Raw genomic sequence first — 18,776 nt, forward strand, 5'->3', positions numbered from 1 at the left:
TAATACTTTCTTATGAGCATTTATAAAGATTACATCAAGGAGATTGAAGAACGTAAAGAACAAGGGCTTCATCCCAAACCTATTGATGGTGCTGAATTATTGAGTGAAATTATTGCTCAAATCAAAGATTTGAATAATGAGCACAGAAAGGATTCTCTCAATTTTTTTATATACAATACGTTACCTGGAACCACCAGTGCAGCCGGAGTAAAGGCTTCATTTTTAAAGGAGATTATTCTTGGAGAATCTGTTGTGGAAGAGATTACTCCCACTTTTGCTTTTGAGCAATTGTCCCATATGAAAGGTGGCCCGTCTATAAAAGTATTGTTGGATTTAGCTTTAGGTGAAGATGCAGCCATAGCAGCAGAAGCAGCGAAAGTTTTAAAAACGCAAGTATTCCTATACGAAGCAGATACTGAAAGATTAGAAGCGGCAATGAAAGCGGGTAGTGCCATTGCTAAAGAAATTATAGAGAGCTATGCTCAGGCTGAGTTTTTTACAAAGCTGCCTGAAGTTGAAGAAGAGATTGAAGTAGTTACCTATATTGCTGGAGTTGGTGATATTTCAACAGATTTATTATCGCCAGGTGCCGATGCGCATTCTCGTTCAGATAGAGAATTGCACGGACAATCTATCTTTGAGCACAACAAAGAGATGCAACAAGAGGTGTTGGCATTGAAAGAGCAGCACCCAGATAAACGCATTATGTTAATCGCCGAAAAAGGAACCATGGGTGTTGGTTCGTCTCGTATGTCGGGTGTGAACAATGTAGCCTTATGGACAGGAATTCCTTCAAGTCCTTATGTTCCTTTTATAAATATTGCACCTGTAATTGCAGGAACAAATGGGATTGCACCTATTTTCTTAACCACGGTCGGTGTAACAGGTGGTATAGGTATCGACTTGAAAAACTGGGTGAAGAAAAAAGATGCTGATGGAAACACAGTGGTTGATGCAGATGGAGAACCAATATTGGAAGAAGTATATTCTGTGAAAACAGGAACGGTTCTTACTATTAATACCAAAGAGAAAAAATTATACAACGGAGATCAAGAATTGAAAGATATTTCTACTGCTTTAACGCCGCAAAAAATGGAGTTTATCAAAGCAGGAGGTTCTTATGCGGTGGTTTTCGGTAAGAAATTACAAACTTTTGCAGCAAAAGCATTGGGAATTGAAGCACCACAGGTTTATGCACCTTCTAAAGAAATTTCGATTGAAGGGCAAGGATTAACTGCGGTTGAAAAAATCTTCAATAAAAATGCCGTAGGCACAACACCAGGAAAAACATTGCATACAGGTTCTAATGTTCGTGTAGAAGTAAACATTGTTGGTTCTCAAGACACTACAGGCTTAATGACTTCTCAAGAGTTGGAAATGATGGCAGCAACGGTAATCTCGCCAATCGTAGATGCAGGTTACCAATCAGGATGCCACACAGCTTCGGTTTGGGATGATAGATCAAAAGCGAATATTCCACGATTAATGAAGTTTATGAACGACTTTGGGTTAATCACAGGTCGTGACCCCAAAGGCGTTTATCATCCAATGACGGATGTAATCCATAAAGTGTTAAATGATATTGCTGTTGATGATTGGGATGTGATTATTGGTGGAGACTCGCATACACGTATGGCAAAAGGAGTTGCCTTCGGTGCGGATTCAGGTACAGTTGCATTGGCTTTAGCAACAGGGGAGGCTACTATGCCAATCCCAGAATCAGTAAAAGTAACCTTTAAAGGTGAAATGGTTCCTTATATGGATTTCCGTGATGTGGTACATGCTACGCAACAACAAATGTTGGAGCAGTTTGAGGGTGAGAATGTATTCCAAGGGAAAATCATCGAGGTTCATATCGGAACATTAACATCGGACCAAGCGTTTACGTTTACAGATTGGACCGCAGAAATGAAAGCCAAAGCATCTATCTGTATTTCCGAAGATGAAACCTTGATTGAATCCTTGGAAATTTCTAGAGATCGTATCCAAATCATGATTGATAAGGGCATGGATAATGAAAAACAAGTGTTGCAAGGTTTGGTCGATAAAGCAAACAAGCGTATTGAGGAGTTAAAGTCAGGTTCTAGACCTGCACTTAAGCCAGATGCAGACGCAAAATATTACGCAGAGGTTGTAATTGATTTGGATAAAATTGTTGAGCCAATGATTGCCGATCCAGATGTAAATAACGAAGATGTTTCTAAACGTTATACGCATGATAATATTCAACCATTATCTGCTTATGGAGGAACTAAAAAAGTGGATTTAGGTTTCGTAGGTTCTTGTATGATTCACAAAGGGGATATGAAAATCTTGGCGCACATGTTGAAAAACATAGAAGCACAACAAGGAACAGTCGAGTTTAAAGCCCCATTGGTAGTTGCTCCTCCGACGTATAATATAGTGGATGAGCTAAAAGAAGAAGGCGATTGGGAAGTATTGCAAAAATATTCAGGATTTGTATTTGATGATAGCGCACCCAAAGCGGCAGCTCGCAAAAAATATGACAATGTGTTGTATTTAGAGCGCCCTGGATGTAACCTATGCATGGGGAACCAAGAAAAGGCAGAACCTGGGGATACCGTAATGGCAACATCAACACGTTTATTTCAAGGTCGTGTTGTAAGAGATTCGGATGAGAAGAAAGGTGAGTCATTGTTATCATCTACTCCAGTGGTGGTATTGTCTACCATTTTGGGAAGAACACCTACCATTGAAGAATACCAAGCAGCAGTAAAAGGTATTGAACTGACAAAGTTTAAGCCATCATCACGAAAATTGGTGAGCTAATATCGGTTTATTATTTTTCAAGATATATAAAGGCCCAAGTTGATTTCAACTCGGGCTTTTTTTATGATTATACTTTCAAATTTGAAATAGCGCGTTAATGTTTTTCAATAAGAATTTTAAATGAACTTATAAGAGATATTTAGCAAAACCATGAAGTTGTTTTTTTGAATTGTTCGTAAATTGTATAGCACAAGAAAAACAACAACATATGGCATTCGATATTGATATGATAAAGGGAGTTTACTCCCGCATGGGTGAAAGGGTTGATAAAGCTCGAGAACTTTTGGGCAAACCCATGACCTTGGCCGAAAAAATATTATACTCCCATTTATGGGATGGTAATCCTGGCACTGTTTACCAACGAGGAAAGGATTATGTAGATTTTGATCCAGATAGAGTTGCCTGTCAAGATGCTACTGCGCAAATGGCCCTATTACAATTTATGCATGCAGGAAAACCAAAGGTAGCTGTACCGACCACTGTTCACTGTGATCACCTTATTCAAGCTAAAGTTGGTGCTGAAGCTGATTTGAAAAGAGCAAACGAAACTAGTAATGAGGTGTTTGACTTTTTGGAGTCAGTATCCAATAAATACGGTATAGGATTTTGGAAGCCAGGTGCTGGAATTATCCATCAAGTGGTTTTGGAAAATTATGCGTTTCCAGGGGGGATGATGATTGGCACCGATTCTCATACTGTAAATGCAGGTGGATTGGGTATGGTGGCCATTGGAGTTGGAGGCGCAGATGCTGTTGATGTTATGGCAGGAATGGCTTGGGAGCTGAAATTCCCAAAATTGATAGGAGTAAAACTTACTGGAAAGTTATCTGGATGGACTGCGCCCAAAGATGTAATACTAAAAGTTGCGGACATTCTTACCGTAAAAGGAGGAACAGGTGCCATTATCGAGTATTTTGGAGAAGGAGCTATAGCTATGTCCTGTACCGGAAAAGGTACCATTTGTAACATGGGGGCTGAAGTAGGGGCGACTACTTCAACTTTTGGTTATGATGAGTCCATGGACAGATATCTAAGAGCTACAGATCGTGCAGATGTGGCTGATGCAGCTTTGGAGGTGAAAGAACATCTAACAGCTGATTCAGAAGTTTACGCCAATCCAGAAAAATACTTTGATCAAGTCATAGAAATTAATTTGGATACTTTGGAACCGCATTTAAATGGACCTTTTACTCCAGATTTGGCTACGCCGATTTCCAAGATGAGTGAAGCAGCCAAAGAAAATGATTGGCCATTAAATGTTGAGGTTGGATTGATAGGGTCTTGCACCAACTCTTCGTATGAAGATATTTCAAGAGCAGCTTCGCTGGCCAAACAGGTTGCTGATAAAAATTTAAAGACAAAATCCAAGTTTACCATTACTCCAGGTTCAGAACAAGTACGCTTTACTATTGAGCGTGATGGATTTATTAAAACATTCAATAATATTGGGGCAACGGTGTTTGCCAATGCGTGTGGACCTTGTATTGGTATGTGGGACAGATATGGTGACAAGGCAGCAAACGGACCAAGAAATACCATAGTACATTCCTTCAATAGAAACTTTGCCAAACGTGCCGATGGAAATCCGAACACATTGGCATTCGTAGGTTCTCCAGAATTGGTTACTGCAATAGCCATCTCTGGCCGGTTGGATTTTAATCCAATGACAGATAAACTCATCAACGAAGATGGAGAAGAGGTAATGTTGGATGAGCCAAGAGGTTATGAACTTCCACCTGAGGGTTTTGCCGTAGAAGATGCCGGGTATATGGCGCCAGAGGAAGATGGTAGTCACGTTCAGGTAGTTGTTTCTCCAGATTCACAGCGATTGCAGTTACTGGAACCCTTTGTGCCAATATCACCAGAAAGTCTTAAAGGGATGAAGTTGCTGATCAAAGCCTTTGGAAAATGTACTACAGACCATATATCCATGGCTGGACCTTGGCTAAGATATCGAGGGCACTTGGATAACATCGCAAATAATACTTTGATTGGCGCGGTCAATGCATTCAACATGAAGACAAATTTTGTGAAAAATCAATTGACCGGGGAATACGGTGCAGTACCGGATACTCAAAGAGCATATAAAGCCGAAGGCATAAAAACCATTGTTGTGGGCGATCATAATTATGGTGAGGGTTCATCTAGGGAACATGCAGCAATGCAGCCCAGACATTTGGGAGTTGCGGCTGTGTTGGTCAAATCTTTTGCAAGAATTCATGAGACCAATCTGAAAAAACAGGGTATGCTTGGCCTTACTTTTGCCAATGAATCAGATTATGACTTGATTCAAGAAGATGATACCTTCAATTTTTTGGATATTGATGACTTTACACCCGGAAAACCATTGACAATTGAAGTTGTTCATGCAGATGGCACTTCAGATACTATTAAGGCTAACCATAGTTATAATGAGGCTCAGATAGGTTGGTTCAGGGAAGGTTCAGCGTTAAATGTGATTAAGAAAGAGAATGCCTGAAAATCTGCTTAAAAAACCATAAATTTAAAAACTCCTGAATTTTCAGGAGTTTTTTAGTTTAAACACATCAATTTATGCAACTGAACAGAAAGACCATTTTAAACATTCTGCTCATTCTTTTTATCCTGTCATTTTTTGTAACCCCGTTGGGTTATTATGGCAAAATTCTCTTAAACCGAGTGTTTTCCTTTTCCCCACCCATAATTGAAGAGACCCAAAGAGAACAAATTGTGGATTACAATTGGAAATTGAAAGATTCTGAATGGAACTTCTTCAACTTTGAACAATCCAAAGGAAATGTCGTTTTTATCAATTTATGGGCTTCATGGCGATTGCCTTGTGAAGCAGAACTTAGCAGCATTCAAGAATTGTATGACAAATACCAGGGTAAAGTTGACTTTTATATCATAACCAATGAGAATAGACCACCTGTGGAAGAATTTATGACCAAGCATGAATTTACGTTCCCAGTAACCTACTTGATCATAGGTGAAAAAATGCCCATTAATCCTGAAGAGGTACCATCCTCATATTTGGTAGATAAATCAGGAGATATTGTCATTTATAAAAAAGGAATAGCGGATTGGAGCACCAGAAAGGTTTACAATCTGTTGGATGAATTAATTGCCGAATAATGCCTTTTAAACTGTCCAAAGAGCAGTGGAGCAATGTACTTTGGATTTTGGCCATTGTGTTGATTGTTTTTACGCCAATTGGTTTTCATTTGAAAGTTGTGCTGAATAAGCTTATTGCAACTTCTGTGGATGTTGTAAAAGAAGAAAACCAGATGACGCTAGAAAACTATGATTGGAATTTGGTTGATTTAGAAGGGAATAGATTCAATTTTAGTCAGAATAAAGAGCAGGTTGTATTACTTAACTTTTGGGCCACTTGGTGTCCGCCCTGCATAGCAGAAATGCCAAGTATGGTAGCATTATATACTGATTATAAGGATAAAATAGTTTTCATCTTCGTAGCAAATGATGAGAAGGACAAGGTTTTAAGTTATCTTGAAAAGAAGGGATATGAGCTACCCGTTTATTTTGAAACCACTCAGATACCCAGAAAGTTTCAATATAATAGTATTCCAGTTACCTATATATTGAGTAAATCCGGTAAAATTGTTGTCCATGAAAAAGGAGCTGTAAATTGGAATTCAAAAACGACAAGGAAACTATTGGATGGTTTGCTACTGGAATAGCTTATTTTTTAAAATATTTAAAAGGAACCAATAACATTCCAAAACACTCTCCATCCTCTTTGCCCAAGTGTTTATGGTGAATTTTGTGAGCTCTTCTTACTCCTTTTGCATACCAGTTGTTTGCATTTCGAAATAACTTGAAGCGTTGGTGAATAAAAATGTCATGAACAAAAAAATAGGCAATTCCGTAAGCCAAAATACCAAAACCCAAGGGCCAACCGTACCAAAAATCGGTTTCTGCTCCCAGATAAAATAACGTCATGCTGACCACGGCATAAAAGATAAAGAACGCGTCGTTGCGTTCAAACCAAGAGTCATGGTCTTTTCTATGATGATCCTTATGCAAACTCCATAAAAAACCATGCATCACATATTTATGGGTGAACCAAGCCATGAACTCCATAAAACAGAATGTGCCCAAGAAAATAAAAATCCAGAATGTTATTTTCATTTAAACCAATTGAAGTTTGTAGTTAAGATAGGAATGTGCCAAAAGTCCAAATTTCTGGTAATCAGGAACTCGGATTCGGGTATTTTTTATCTCCATTGGCGGAGTGCTCTGTAGTTTTTGCAACAGTTTTTTGTAATACCTATAGGCAGTGTAAACACCAAATTTTGCTTGTTCGGGCAACTTTATGATTCCAGAATAACCTACCGCAAAATCCGCTTTTATTTCGTTTACAATTCTTCTTTTTGAAGCTTCGTCCAGTTCCATCAAATTGGTATTGGGAAAGTACGTACGATTCAAATCTTCAAAATCGGCTTTAAGGTCGCGTAAGAAGTTCACTTTTTGAAAAGCAGAACCCAATGCCATGGCAGATTCTTTCAGTTCTTCGTATTTTTCCTCATCTCCATTCACAAAAACACACAAACACATCAATCCAACAACATCAGCTGAACCATAGATGTACTCTTTATATTCCTCAAAAGTATGGTAGTCTTTTTTGGTAAGGTCCATACGCATGCTCTTCATAAAAGCTTCTACCAAATGATGTGGAATATCGTACTTGTGATAGGTGTGCTGGAAAGAATTTAGAATAGGATTTAAACTTATTTTATTGGCTATGGCCTCTTCCATGGCCGTTTCAAAATTTTTGAACAGTTCTTCTTTGTTGTAATCATGGAAGGTATCCACAATTTCATCTGCAAAACGCACAAAGCCATAAATGTTATAAATGTGGGAACGTATGGACGGAGCCAACATTTTAGTGGCAAGAGCAAATGATGTACTGTAGGATTTTGTTACAATTTTACTGCAATCATAAGATACTTGGTCAAAAATGCTTTTCATGGACTTAATCTTTTTTAATTATCAGTTCGGATACCAATTTTCCAGAAATTAAGGAAGGCGGTACCCCGGGTCCAGGAACTGTCAATTGCCCTGTAAAAAACAGGTTTTTTACTTTATCACTTTTCAGGTTGGGTCGTAAAAAAGCTGTTTGGCTCAATGTATTGGCCATGCCATAGGCATTGCCTTTATATGAATTGTATTGTTCAATGAAATCGTTTACACAAAAGCTCTCTTTAAAGATAATGGAATTTTTGACTGTTTGTCCGGTGCGTTGGTCAAATCTATTCATGACAATATCAAAATATTGTTCTCTGATTTTTGGAGTATCTTCAAGTCCCGGAGCAATTGGAATTAGGAAAAAACCTGTTTCACAACCCTTGGGAGCCATAGAATTGTCTGTTATAGAAGGGAAATTGGCATAGAACAATGGTTCGCTTGGCCACTGCGGATGGTCGTATATTTCTTGGGTGTGTTTTTCAAAATCCGTATCAAAAAAGAGGTTATGGTGTTCTACATTATTCAATTTTTGGTTGAATCCGACATAAAATAACAAACAAGAAGGAGCATAGGTTTTCTTTTCCCAATAGTTTTCAGAGTATTGTCGAAATTTTTTGTCCAATAAAGTTTCAGAATGGTGATAATCTGCACCACTGACCACATAATCGGCTAAATAGTTTTCACTGTCGCTTCGAACTCCAAGAACTGTACGGTCTGAGACCAAAATTCTACTCACAGGACTTTCTGTACGTATTTTGACCCCAAGTTCTTCGGCCACACTTTTCATGGCTTTGATGATTTCATACATCCCACCTTTGGGATGCCAAGTACCTAGACCGAAATCAGCAAAATTCATGAAGCTATAGAAAGATGGTGTTTTATTGGGCTTTGCACCCAGAAATAGAACTGGGAACTCTAAGGTGGATATCAGTTTTGGATTTTTGAACCGCTTTCTTACTTCCTGACTGATGCTCTTAAAAAATTGGTCTACTCGTAGGATGGTATCTTTGGTCACAAGCTCTAAAGGCGATAGGCCGGGCCGCAGTACCACTTTATTGATGGCAATGTCATAGTTCTCCTGTGCCTTTCCGATAAAACTCTTTAAATGAGCACCACTACCAGTTTCAATTCTTTCAAACTCCTCACATATTTTTTCCATACAATCACCTATGGTGATGGTGTCGTCCTGAAAGAAAACCTTATAGGCAGGATCCAATTTGTCCAATTGGTAGTAATTGGAAGGTTTCTTGCCAAAATCAGCGAAAAACTTTTCAAAGATGTCTGGCATCCAGTACCAGCTGGGGCCTATGTCAAAAATAAATCCCTCTCTGGTCAATTGTCTTGCACGGCCTCCCACGGTATTATTTTTCTCAAAAATCTCTACTTCATAACCAGCTTTTGCCAAATAACATGAAGCTGAAAGTGAAGAAAAACCAGAACCAATAACAATTACTTTTTTCATTTGGGACAAAGCAGGGAATTATAGAGTGGCCAACAATCCTTCAATAGAGCTAAATGTTTCCACACTTTTGGGAAGCTCTCCATTTTCAATATATTGAACTTGGTGGCCCAAAACATATAATTTGGAATTTCCATGAGGATTCAAAGTCTTTGAAAATTCATCGAAATAACTATCTAAGTCATCTTTTGTAGGTGCAACAGTGAAGTAGGACACAAAATGAACATTATCATAATACTTCAACAAATCAACAAGATTTTCAATGGGCATGGTTTGGCCCAAATAGATTGATTTATAACCCCTGAGCATAATTTCATAATTGACATATAGCAAACCAATCTCGTGGATTTCATTTTCTGGAAGAAAAAGCGCAAAGACCTTATCTTTTTTGGTAGGCTCCAGAACTTGCAGCTTTTCCGTGTTGATATATATTTTTTGTTTAATGAGATTGGTTATGAAATGTTCGTGCGATGGACTTATGGTATCTGTTTGCCAAAGTAGTCCCAACTCATTCAAAAGAGGAATAAAGACCTCATTGAAGATTACCCTAAAAGATCTTTCTGACAAAAGACTGTTGTAGGTGTTTAAAAACAGGTTTTGGTCAAAATTGACCATGGCCAGTTTAAAGGCATTGATGGCGTGGCTCTTTTCACTATTATTGGACACTATTTCCCTTACCAAAACTGGAATTTGGGCATCACCAAGTTTGGCTATTTTGGAAATCTTGTATCCATTGTTGTAAAGCAGTGTAATATTTAACAGCTTTTGTAAGCTTGCCAAATTGTATGTTCTTATGTTAGTCGTTGTCCTCTCAGGAGCGAATAGATTATAACGTTTTTCCCAAATTCGTATCGTGTGGGCCTTGATACCGGACAAATTTTCCATGTCACGGATACTGAAGGATTTCTTTACATTGTTCATCTTTTATACATAAACGTTAAACAAATTTACACTTTTAATGAAGATAACCTAGATTATGGTCTATAAATTGACGCGGCTTTGTGAAAAATTAGCACTTTTAAGAAAATCTATAAGAATTATTGAAGAAAATAGGGGTAATAAAGAAAAAAACCGCAGTATTGCGGTTTTTGTGCCCACGACTGGAGTCGAACCAGCACGTCCTTTCGAACACTACCCCCTCAAGGTAGCGTGTCTACCAATTCCACCACGTGGGCTGTTTTTAAGTCAAAAAATTGGATTTTGACTTTTGGGAGGGCAAATATCGCTATAATATTTGTGTTTTAGAAAGTTTTTTGAGCTATTGATTTATACCCTTTATTTTCCTTTTGAAAAGATGTCAATAAAGTGGTCAATGCCAAAATCAGTATCAGTTGAGATTTCATCACTTACATTTTATAAAAAAGCCCTAGGAAAACCCAGGGCTATATTGTTTATGGTTGAATCTTAATACGAATACCTTCAGGAATATTTTTTAGCACATATTTACCTGCGTCTTTATTGAGTTCAAGATTTTTAATTTCAGAACCGCCAGGTACAAATAACTTTCCAGTCATAATGTCGCAGGTACCATAAAGTTTTAGGGTGATATTGTTCCAATCCAAGTCTTTGGTGGATTGAGCTAGTTTGATATGTGGTAAAGCTGTGCCGCTTTTGACCAACATGACTACGGGAATCTCACCAGCTTTGATGGTATGCCATCCGGAAGCATAACTTTTTCCTGTTTGATAATCCACCCATTCTCCAGGAGGTAGATAAACAGGTCTTTCTTCTGTTTCTTCAAAAAGTGGTGCCACCAAAACACTGGAACCGAATAAATATTGGTCATCTACCAACCAACTGCCCGGGTCGTTAGGATATTCTACAAACAATGCGCGTACCATGGGCAGACCATTTTGGGAAGCGTGTTTGGCTTCAGCATATATATAAGGTAGCAATTGGTAACGCATATTATCGGCTTTTCTGAATCCCTCTAGAAATTCCTTACTATATTCCCAAGGTTCTGTAGGCGGCTCACCATGGCTTCTTACATGTGAGGTCAGCATTCCAAACGGTGTCCATCTTCTATACAGATCTTCAGGTGATTTGGTAACAAAACCCCCAATATCATGGCTCCAGAAAGTGAAGCCACTCAATCCTAGGGATAGTCCCCCTCTAAGGGTTGCAGCCATTGCTGTGTTACTGGTAGCGGCATCACCACCCCAATGCAGCGGGTAGCGTTGACTGCCGGCCCAAGTACTACGCGCCCAGATAATGCCTTCTCCATTTGTTTTTTTGGTGATGTCATATACCGCTTTGTTGTAGCGTAGGGGGAACATATTGTGTTCATAAAAACCAGTCCGTCCATTATGGTAAATGCCATTGAGAGGGGCAGCCTCTCCAAAATCCACCTTTATGACACCAACTCCCATTTTTAACAAACTTTCAATTTTATTCTGATACCATGAGATGGTTGCAGGATTGGTAAAATCCAATACAGCATCTTCATAAGGTAGATTTCCTTTAGCATCTTTTACGGCCAATTGGTTTCCTACAATTTCATTAAAAAGGGTGTTCTTGGGTGTAAAGTAAGGTAGTTGCCATAAGCAAACATTAAAACCATCTGCTTTTAAATCTTTGATCATGCCTTCTGGATTGTTGAAACGTGAGGCAGAAAATTGATAATCGTTGCGCCAATCCACATCAAACCATCCTGTATCAAAATGGATGACATCACTTGGGATTTTATGCTTTCTAAGATTTTGGGCTATTGCACGACCTTCTTCTTCAGAAAAATAGGTGATGCGACTCATCCAAAAACCAAAGGACCATAGAGGAGGCATTTCTGGTTTTCCCGTCAAATCGGTATACTCATCCAAAATATCCTTGGGCTCTCCAAGAAACACGAACAGGTCTGCTTCGTCATCACCAATCATCATGCTATTGGCCCCACTAAAATATTTGCCAAAATCAACACTTATTGGAGTGGAATGGTGCATGAAAACTCCATAGCCCCTACTGCTCATATAAAAAGGAATGGGTTTGTACATAGTCTCATTTTGCACTCCATTGGCATCATCGATATACAAAACCACTTTTTGGCCACGTTTGTTGAATTCTGTGAAAGATTCTCCGCAACCGTATATTTTTTCGTTTGGAGATAGCGAGAATACAGCATTCATGCTTCTGGAATAGTCACTGGCCTTACGCACATAACCAAAAGGGGTTACGGGGGTATAGGTATTCTTCACATCATTCATGTGCAATGTACTAGTGAGGAGTTTACCTTTTGCATCGTAGATAGCGATTTTCCATGGTTTTTCGCTCAAAATAACTTTGCCGGCTTTGCTGCTATATTGGTGACCATTTTCAACTTTTGTGTATTCCCAACTATTCATTGCATTGGGTGCAGTTCCGTTAATAAGCATCAAAGAGGCCTCTTTTTGTGCATATTGCGGACCCGAACTTGTTTTAATGCGAATGGTTCTGTCGGATACAAATTGAAGTGTGAAAGGCATTTCTGGTGAGGCTTCATATTCTGTAGCAGGAAATTCGTTGGCTTCAACCGCCTGTAATCTTCCCAACATATTATCAAAGGCTTGTGCCCCAACAAATCTGTGGCGAAGGTATTTTATAGTTCCTTGTCCGGTTTTTGGATTAAAATCAATCAATTCATCAGCTAGATAATAGGTGTTCTTGTAATCCTGAAAATCTTTACTAACATCTGGTGGCTCATTTAATATGTTATGATTTTGCAGTTGTGCTTCCGCAGATACCATTACCAAAAGCAGTATTACGTAGAATAGATTGAAGTTTTTTTTCATTCTTAGGTTTTTATAGGTTTGTGTTCAAATTTTTATCTATTTCACTATTCGTTTTCTCTGTTTGGGACATTTGTTGTATCATACGCCTGCATAGGCATTAAAACCACCATCAACTTCTACCAATGTTCCTGTGACAAATTTTGAGGCATCGGAACAAAGCCAATGAATGGCCCCAAAAAGTTCATCGGGTTTTCCAAAACGTCCCATAGGTGTATTGTTGATTATTTTGTTCCCCCGCTCAGTTAAATTTCCACTCGAATCTGTCAATAGTGTTCTATTCTGTTCTGTTAGAAAAAAACCGGGAACTACAGCATTCACACGCATTCCATCTCCGTATTTTTGGGCAAACTCCACAGCAAGCCACTTCGTAAAATTGTCAATCGCAGCTTTTGCTGATGAATACCCTACTACCCTGGTCAAAGGTTTGGAGGCAGCAACCGAAGAAAAATTAACGATGCTACCTTTTTCTCCCTCCATCAAAAGAGGAGTAAATACTTTGGTGGGAAGGTAAGTTCCCAAATAGTTCAGTTCCATAACCTTTTGTATGGCTTCTACATCACTATTTGCAAAATCTTGTTCTGGAAGGATAACAGCATTGGGCATATTTCCTCCTGCAGCATTAATAAGTACATCAATTTTTTGAAATTGCTGTTTCAACTGTTTATTAACCTTTTCCAAGGTTTCAATTTTTGTAACATCTGCAATTGCTGCAAAAGCTTCACCATTATTATTTTTAATTTTTTGGACGAGTGAGGATACTTTTTCTTCATTCCTGCCCAAAATCACCAATTTGGCCCCCTGTTCAGCTAAATACTCACACACGGCACTTCCTAAAACACCTGTTGCTCCGCTTACAACAATGACTTTTTTTGAAATATTAAATAAATCTGACATTCTGTTCAATTTTTAGACTGCCCAAGGATAACGTTTTTTCATGTAAAGAGGTTAATAATATCATATTATTGAAAATAGGCATCCTCAATTACAATTTGTTTAAAATTTCATTGCAAAATAACGCAGTTTAATAATGTTGCATGGATAATGCATCAAAATCACAATCATTTGCTACGTTTTTTCTATTGACACCCAAACGACCAATTTAGATTTGTTTAACAATTGAAACTGATTTTTTGCTTATGCTCAAAAAATCGATTTGAAAATTGCGAAATGTCAATTTTTGATTTGTCATCAGGCTAATTTTTAATGAAGATTTTGAAGGTGTGGCAGCTAAACAAATTAATTAAAACTTAAAAAAAATGATCAACCGATTCTTATGCGGAAGCTTTGCTAAACTCAGAAGCCTTTCGTTTTTGTCGTTGAGTTTTCTTATGGGACTAAGTATGCATGCCCAGGAAATTCAAGTTTCGGGTACAGTAGGAGATGAGAACGGCCCGCTGCCCGGAGTTAGTGTAGTAGTTGATGGAACAACGAACGGTGTCGCCACAGATTTTGATGGTAATTACACCTTATCCAATGTCGCATCTGATGCTACTTTGGTATTCAGTTATGTAGGATACAATACCGAGAACATTGCTGTAAACGGTAGAACAACAATCAATGTGACCATGGTTGAGAACTTGGAGTCATTGGATGAAGTGGTAATTGTGGCTTATGGTTCACAATCTAGGGCAGCGGTCACCGGTGCCATTTCCACTGTGGGTTCAGAAGAGATTTCTGCATTACCTGTTGCCACAGCAGACCAAGCGTTACAAGGTAGAGCTGCAGGTATCACGGTTACCAATAGTGGTTCTCCAGGTACCGCACCCATTGTCCGTATACGTGGTGTGGGGTCACCGAATGGAGGTAGCCCTCTCTATGTGATTGATGGTGTTATTTCTTCTGATTTGGGCTCTATTAATCCCGGAGATATTGAAAGTATCAATGTTTTAAAAGATGCGGCCACTGCAGCGGCTTATGGTTCACAAGCGGCTAATGGGGTTATCGTGGTTACCACTAAACAAGGTAGGGCTGGAAAAACAGAGGTTTCATTCAATACCTATACAGGTATTCAATACGTAACGCAACGTTTTGACTTGTTGAACACAGATCAATACTTGCAATTTATTGAAGAAGCTTTTGGTACTGTTCCAACGAGTCCTTTAAGTTCTTCAGGGAACAATACGGATTGGCAAGATGCTATTTTCCAAACTGGTTTTATGCAAAACTATGATTTGAGTATGGCTGGCGGTAACGAAAAAAGTAATTTCAGGGCTTCAATAGGTGCTTTAAAACAAGAAGGGGCAATTATTGAAACCGGATTTAATCGCTACAATGTTAGATTGAACAGTAATTTTGATGTTACTGATAAGTTTAAAATAGGAGAGACTTTATCCGTTACTTTCAGTGATCAAACACCTGAAACCGGTGATAATAATGCCGGTAGTCGTTCACTATTGGAGCACGCTATCAAAATGGCTCCTTATCTACCCATCTATAATGCAGATAATCTTGGCGGTTTTCAAGGTCCTACTTCAGCTTTGGATGGTCAGGATGCTGAAAACCCAGTACGTATTCAAGAGAATGGCAGTCGTATCACTAAAAGAACCCAAGTGTTCGGTAGTATTTTTGGAGAGTATGAATTGTTGAAAGGATTGAAATTCAAATCCCAATTTGGTTTGGAGTACAACTACAGCAATTATGATGAGTTCATTCCATCATTTGATGATGATAGTAATGGACAGTCCACACATTCACAAACTTTTGCAAGTATCATCAAGAACTCTAGCACTTTCAGAAGATATTTGTTTACCAATAGCTTAAATTATAAGTTCGACATCAATGATGACCATCGTTTTGACATCTTAGCTGTTGCTGAAAAGAATGAAGCTTTGTTTGAGCAAGTGAACACTGCTAGTAGAAATTCTGTTACTGATGAAATCCAACAATTGACCAATGAGCAGTCAGAGATATCCTCTTTGACTGATGAGGTTGATAAAATTGGTTACCTAGGTCGTTTAAACTATAGCTATAAGGATAAGTATTTGCTTTCCGGTTCCATTAGACGAGATGGTTCTTCAAGATTTGGACCGTCTACTAAATGGGGTTGGTTCCCATCTGTTTCTGCAGGTTGGAACATTGCTGAAGAAAACTTTATGAACAGTTCAGACTTTAATACCTTAAAGTTAAGAGCTAGCTGGGGTACTACTGGTTTTGATGAAATCAGAAACTACGTGTTTAATACCACTTTGACCAATGATTTTAATTATGTTATAAGTGGAAATGCATTGACGGGTGTAGCTCCGTCCAGTACCCCTAATCCAGATGTGGCTTGGGAGGAAAGAGAAATGCTGAATATTGGTTTGGACGTAGGACTCTTCAACAATAAGTTTACAGCAGCATTGGAATATTTTAAAAATACTAGTAATGATTTGTTGATTGACCTTCAATTACCAGGTTCTTTTGGTAGTTTAAGTTCAACCGTGCCTACCAATATTGGAGATGTTGAAAGTAAAGGTTTTGAAATCAGTTTAGGCTATAACGATTATGAAGGGGATTTTACCTGGTCTGCCAATCTTAACCTTTCCACTACAACCAATGAGGTGTTGAATACTGGTGTAGGGAGCGATATTATTCCAGGTGCTTTCTTTGAAAATCAATTGATCAATGGTTTGAAACCTGGAGAGCCGGTATTTGCTTTCTACGGTTTTCAAATGGATGGTATATACCAAACGCAAGCTGAAGTTGAAGCCGTTTTAGGTACTGATCAAACAGCAATTCAACCTGGGGATATCAGATTTGTGGACCAAAATGGCGACCAACAAATCAATAATGATGACATTGTTGCTATTGGAAATCCAACACCAGAAATCATCTTTGGTTTAAATCTGGATGGTAACTATAAAAATTGGGATTTCAACATATTTATCAATGGAGTTGCTGGTAACGATATTTACAATACCAACCTGTATGATTTACAAGGTATGCCAAGAACATTTAATGCTGGTGTTGAAGTATTGGACCGTTGGACACCGACCAACCCATCCAACAGCGTACCGCGTGCTTTTGATGGTAATAATGGTATAAACGTTGCATCTTCCAGTAGATTCATTGAAGATGGATCATTTGCAAGATTAAAAAACTTTACTGTAGGATACACATTTGGTTCTGATAGTAAAATATCCGAATATGTTTCAAGATTAAGGTTGTATTTGAGTGGTCAGAACTTAGTGACCTTGACGGGCTACTCTGGCCTAGATCCTGAAATCGGTAATGCCAAATCTAACAACTTTGAATTTGGTGTAGACCGTGGTAATTACCCACAACCAAAATCGGTATTGGTAGGATTACAAGTAACATTTTAATAAAAAAGCCATGAAAAAAAGAATTTTTTTAAGTATAACCCTGGTATTTGCACTCTTCATCTCCTGTGATGAGGATGCCTTGGACAAGGTCAATCCAAACGAACTTTCGCCAGATACCTTTTTTAAGACAGCCGCTCAAGTAGAGTCTGCAGCTACTGGTACATATGCCCATTTACAAAATCGAGGCCTTTACACTCGACATATGTTCTTTATGATGGACAATATGGCGCAAGAAAATGGACGTAACCAGCAATTGGAATCAGATAAAGTAGAGTACATACAGTTTTCGTTCAATTCCAATCACGGACCAATTGGAGAATATTGGAAAGCCTGTTATAGAGGTATTAATAACTGTAATTTGGTAATTAATAATGCAGATAAGATCAATGAATTGAATGATTCTGAGCTTTCCAGTGAAATGAAGGCCAAATTTATTGGGGAAGCCAAATTCATGAGGGCATTATATTATTTCTTCTTAGTTACTCGTTTCGGAGGGGTACCAATCAATGATGGTTTAACTACTGAAGCACAACCAAGATCTTCAGCAGATCAAGTATATGACTTAATTATTCAGGATTTGACAGAGGCAAGTAGCGCATTGCGCTCCAAGAATGTTGAGGATACTGGTAGAGCTACCCGAGAGGCTGCTATTGCCATGTTGGGTAAAGTGTACTTGTTCAGAAACAATAAAAGTGCTGCTTTAGCCGAGTTTGAGAAAATCTACGGTGCCTTTCAATTGGAAGACAACTATTTTGACAACTTTACTGAAGAAGGTGAATTTGGACCAGAGTCTATTTTTGAAATAGTGTATGATGATGAAATTGGAGGGTCTGCATGGGGAGAAACCGGCACAGGGCTTAATGAAATTACCTTTAGAGGTCAAGAGTATGGACTTCTAAACTGGTATAACGTACATATTACAGACGATTTATTGGATGAATATGAAACTGGTGATGGTCGTATTCAGGATAACTTTTACCAAGCTGGCGATGATTATTGCTGTGGTACCATCCAAGAAAGTGATTTGGCCGATGCTAGTGGAACCATTTATAGAGCTGGTTGGAAAAAGTATCAAAACTACCATGCTGAGGCATCTGAGGATGCGGCGTCTGGAATCAACTTCAAATACTTGCGTTATGCAGATGTACTATTAATGATGGCTGAATGTGTTTATGAAAACGATCCGGCAGCTGCTGTAGGGTACATTAATGAGGTGAGAACAAGACCAAGTACTGGTTTGGCTCCACTACCGACTACTTTGTCGTCCTCAGAGGTTTTTGATGCTATTGTCCACGAGCGTAAATGTGAACTGGCGGGTGAACAAGTGAGGTTTAATGATATCATACGATGGGGCAATGCGGCCACTGAGTTGGCTGGCTCCAATTTCCAAGCTGGGAAACATGAATTGTTGCCTATACCTGCGGCGGAAATAAATGCAAACGCTGCATTGACTGAAGCTGACCAAAACCCTGGCTATTAACTATACAATTTGAATTA

12 protein-coding genes and 1 tRNA gene are annotated in these 18,776 nt (G+C 38.6%); 6 read left to right on the plus strand and 7 right to left on the minus strand.

The genetic code is table 11. The annotated features are described in order from the left end of the window. Positions 1–12: 12 nt before the first annotated feature. From HJC33_RS10445 to HJC33_RS10460, 4 genes are all read left to right on the plus strand, one after another. Positions 13–2,790 (plus strand): bifunctional aconitate hydratase 2/2-methylisocitrate dehydratase, encoded by a 2,778-nt coding sequence (locus HJC33_RS10445; protein WP_171658768.1) that lies wholly within the window; start codon positions 13–15, stop codon positions 2,788–2,790. A 208-nt stretch (positions 2,791–2,998) separates the two neighbouring features. Beyond that, complete coding sequence (locus HJC33_RS10450) at positions 2,999–5,269, plus strand: aconitate hydratase (protein ID WP_171658769.1); 2,271 nt, start codon at positions 2,999–3,001, stop codon at positions 5,267–5,269. Between the two features lie 74 nt (positions 5,270–5,343). Then, entirely contained in the window at positions 5,344–5,904 is a 561-nt protein-coding gene (locus HJC33_RS10455) for a TlpA family protein disulfide reductase (protein WP_171658770.1), read from the plus strand. Continuing rightward, positions 5,904–6,470, plus strand: coding sequence for a TlpA family protein disulfide reductase (locus tag HJC33_RS10460; RefSeq protein WP_171658771.1), 567 nt, complete (start codon positions 5,904–5,906; stop codon positions 6,468–6,470). Before HJC33_RS10455 ends, HJC33_RS10460 begins: the two co-directional genes overlap by 1 nt. 1 nt (position 6,471) lies before the next feature. Here HJC33_RS10460 and HJC33_RS10465 read toward each other — a convergent pair whose 3' ends face one another. The 7 genes from HJC33_RS10465 to HJC33_RS10495 all read right to left on the minus strand — a co-directional run bounded on the left by HJC33_RS10465 (position 6,472) and on the right by HJC33_RS10495 (position 13,872). Further along, positions 6,472–6,921 (minus strand): sterol desaturase family protein, encoded by a 450-nt coding sequence (locus HJC33_RS10465; protein WP_171658772.1) that lies wholly within the window; start codon positions 6,919–6,921, stop codon positions 6,472–6,474. Beyond that, positions 6,922–7,761 (minus strand): phytoene/squalene synthase family protein, encoded by an 840-nt coding sequence (locus tag HJC33_RS10470; RefSeq protein WP_171658773.1) that lies wholly within the window; start codon positions 7,759–7,761, stop codon positions 6,922–6,924. 4 nt (positions 7,762–7,765) lie between these two features. Further along, a complete protein-coding gene (locus tag HJC33_RS10475; protein WP_171658774.1) occupies positions 7,766–9,220 on the minus strand; it encodes a phytoene desaturase family protein in 1,455 nt (484 codons plus the stop codon). Positions 9,221–9,238: 18 nt separating this feature from the next. Continuing rightward, a complete protein-coding gene (locus tag HJC33_RS10480) occupies positions 9,239–10,138 on the minus strand; it encodes a MerR family transcriptional regulator (RefSeq protein ID WP_171658775.1) in 900 nt (299 codons plus the stop codon). Positions 10,139–10,308: 170 nt separating this feature from the next. Then, a tRNA-Leu gene (locus tag HJC33_RS10485) sits at positions 10,309–10,392 on the minus strand. A gap of 216 nt (positions 10,393–10,608) precedes the next feature. Beyond that, positions 10,609–12,978 carry a glycoside hydrolase family 31 protein gene (locus HJC33_RS10490; RefSeq protein WP_171658776.1) on the minus strand — a complete coding sequence of 790 codons (2,370 nt, stop codon included), beginning with the start codon at positions 12,976–12,978 and terminating at the stop codon, positions 10,609–10,611. Positions 12,979–13,056: 78 nt separating this feature from the next. Then, a complete protein-coding gene (locus HJC33_RS10495; protein WP_171658777.1) occupies positions 13,057–13,872 on the minus strand; it encodes an SDR family oxidoreductase in 816 nt (271 codons plus the stop codon). Positions 13,873–14,234: 362 nt separating this feature from the next. On the opposite strand from HJC33_RS10495, the gene HJC33_RS10500 reads away from it, so the two are divergent. Continuing rightward, positions 14,235–17,279, plus strand: a complete 3,045-nt coding sequence (locus HJC33_RS10500; protein ID WP_246245527.1) for a SusC/RagA family TonB-linked outer membrane protein — start codon at positions 14,235–14,237, stop codon at positions 17,277–17,279. Between the two features lie 10 nt (positions 17,280–17,289). Continuing rightward, positions 17,290–18,759 carry a RagB/SusD family nutrient uptake outer membrane protein gene (locus tag HJC33_RS10505; protein WP_171658778.1) on the plus strand — a complete coding sequence of 490 codons (1,470 nt, stop codon included), beginning with the start codon at positions 17,290–17,292 and terminating at the stop codon, positions 18,757–18,759. The last annotated feature ends 17 nt before the right edge of the window (positions 18,760–18,776 follow it).

This window comes from Flagellimonas amphidinii (assembly GCF_013090115.1).
Lineage (GTDB): Bacteria > Bacteroidota > Bacteroidia > Flavobacteriales > Flavobacteriaceae > Flagellimonas > Flagellimonas amphidinii.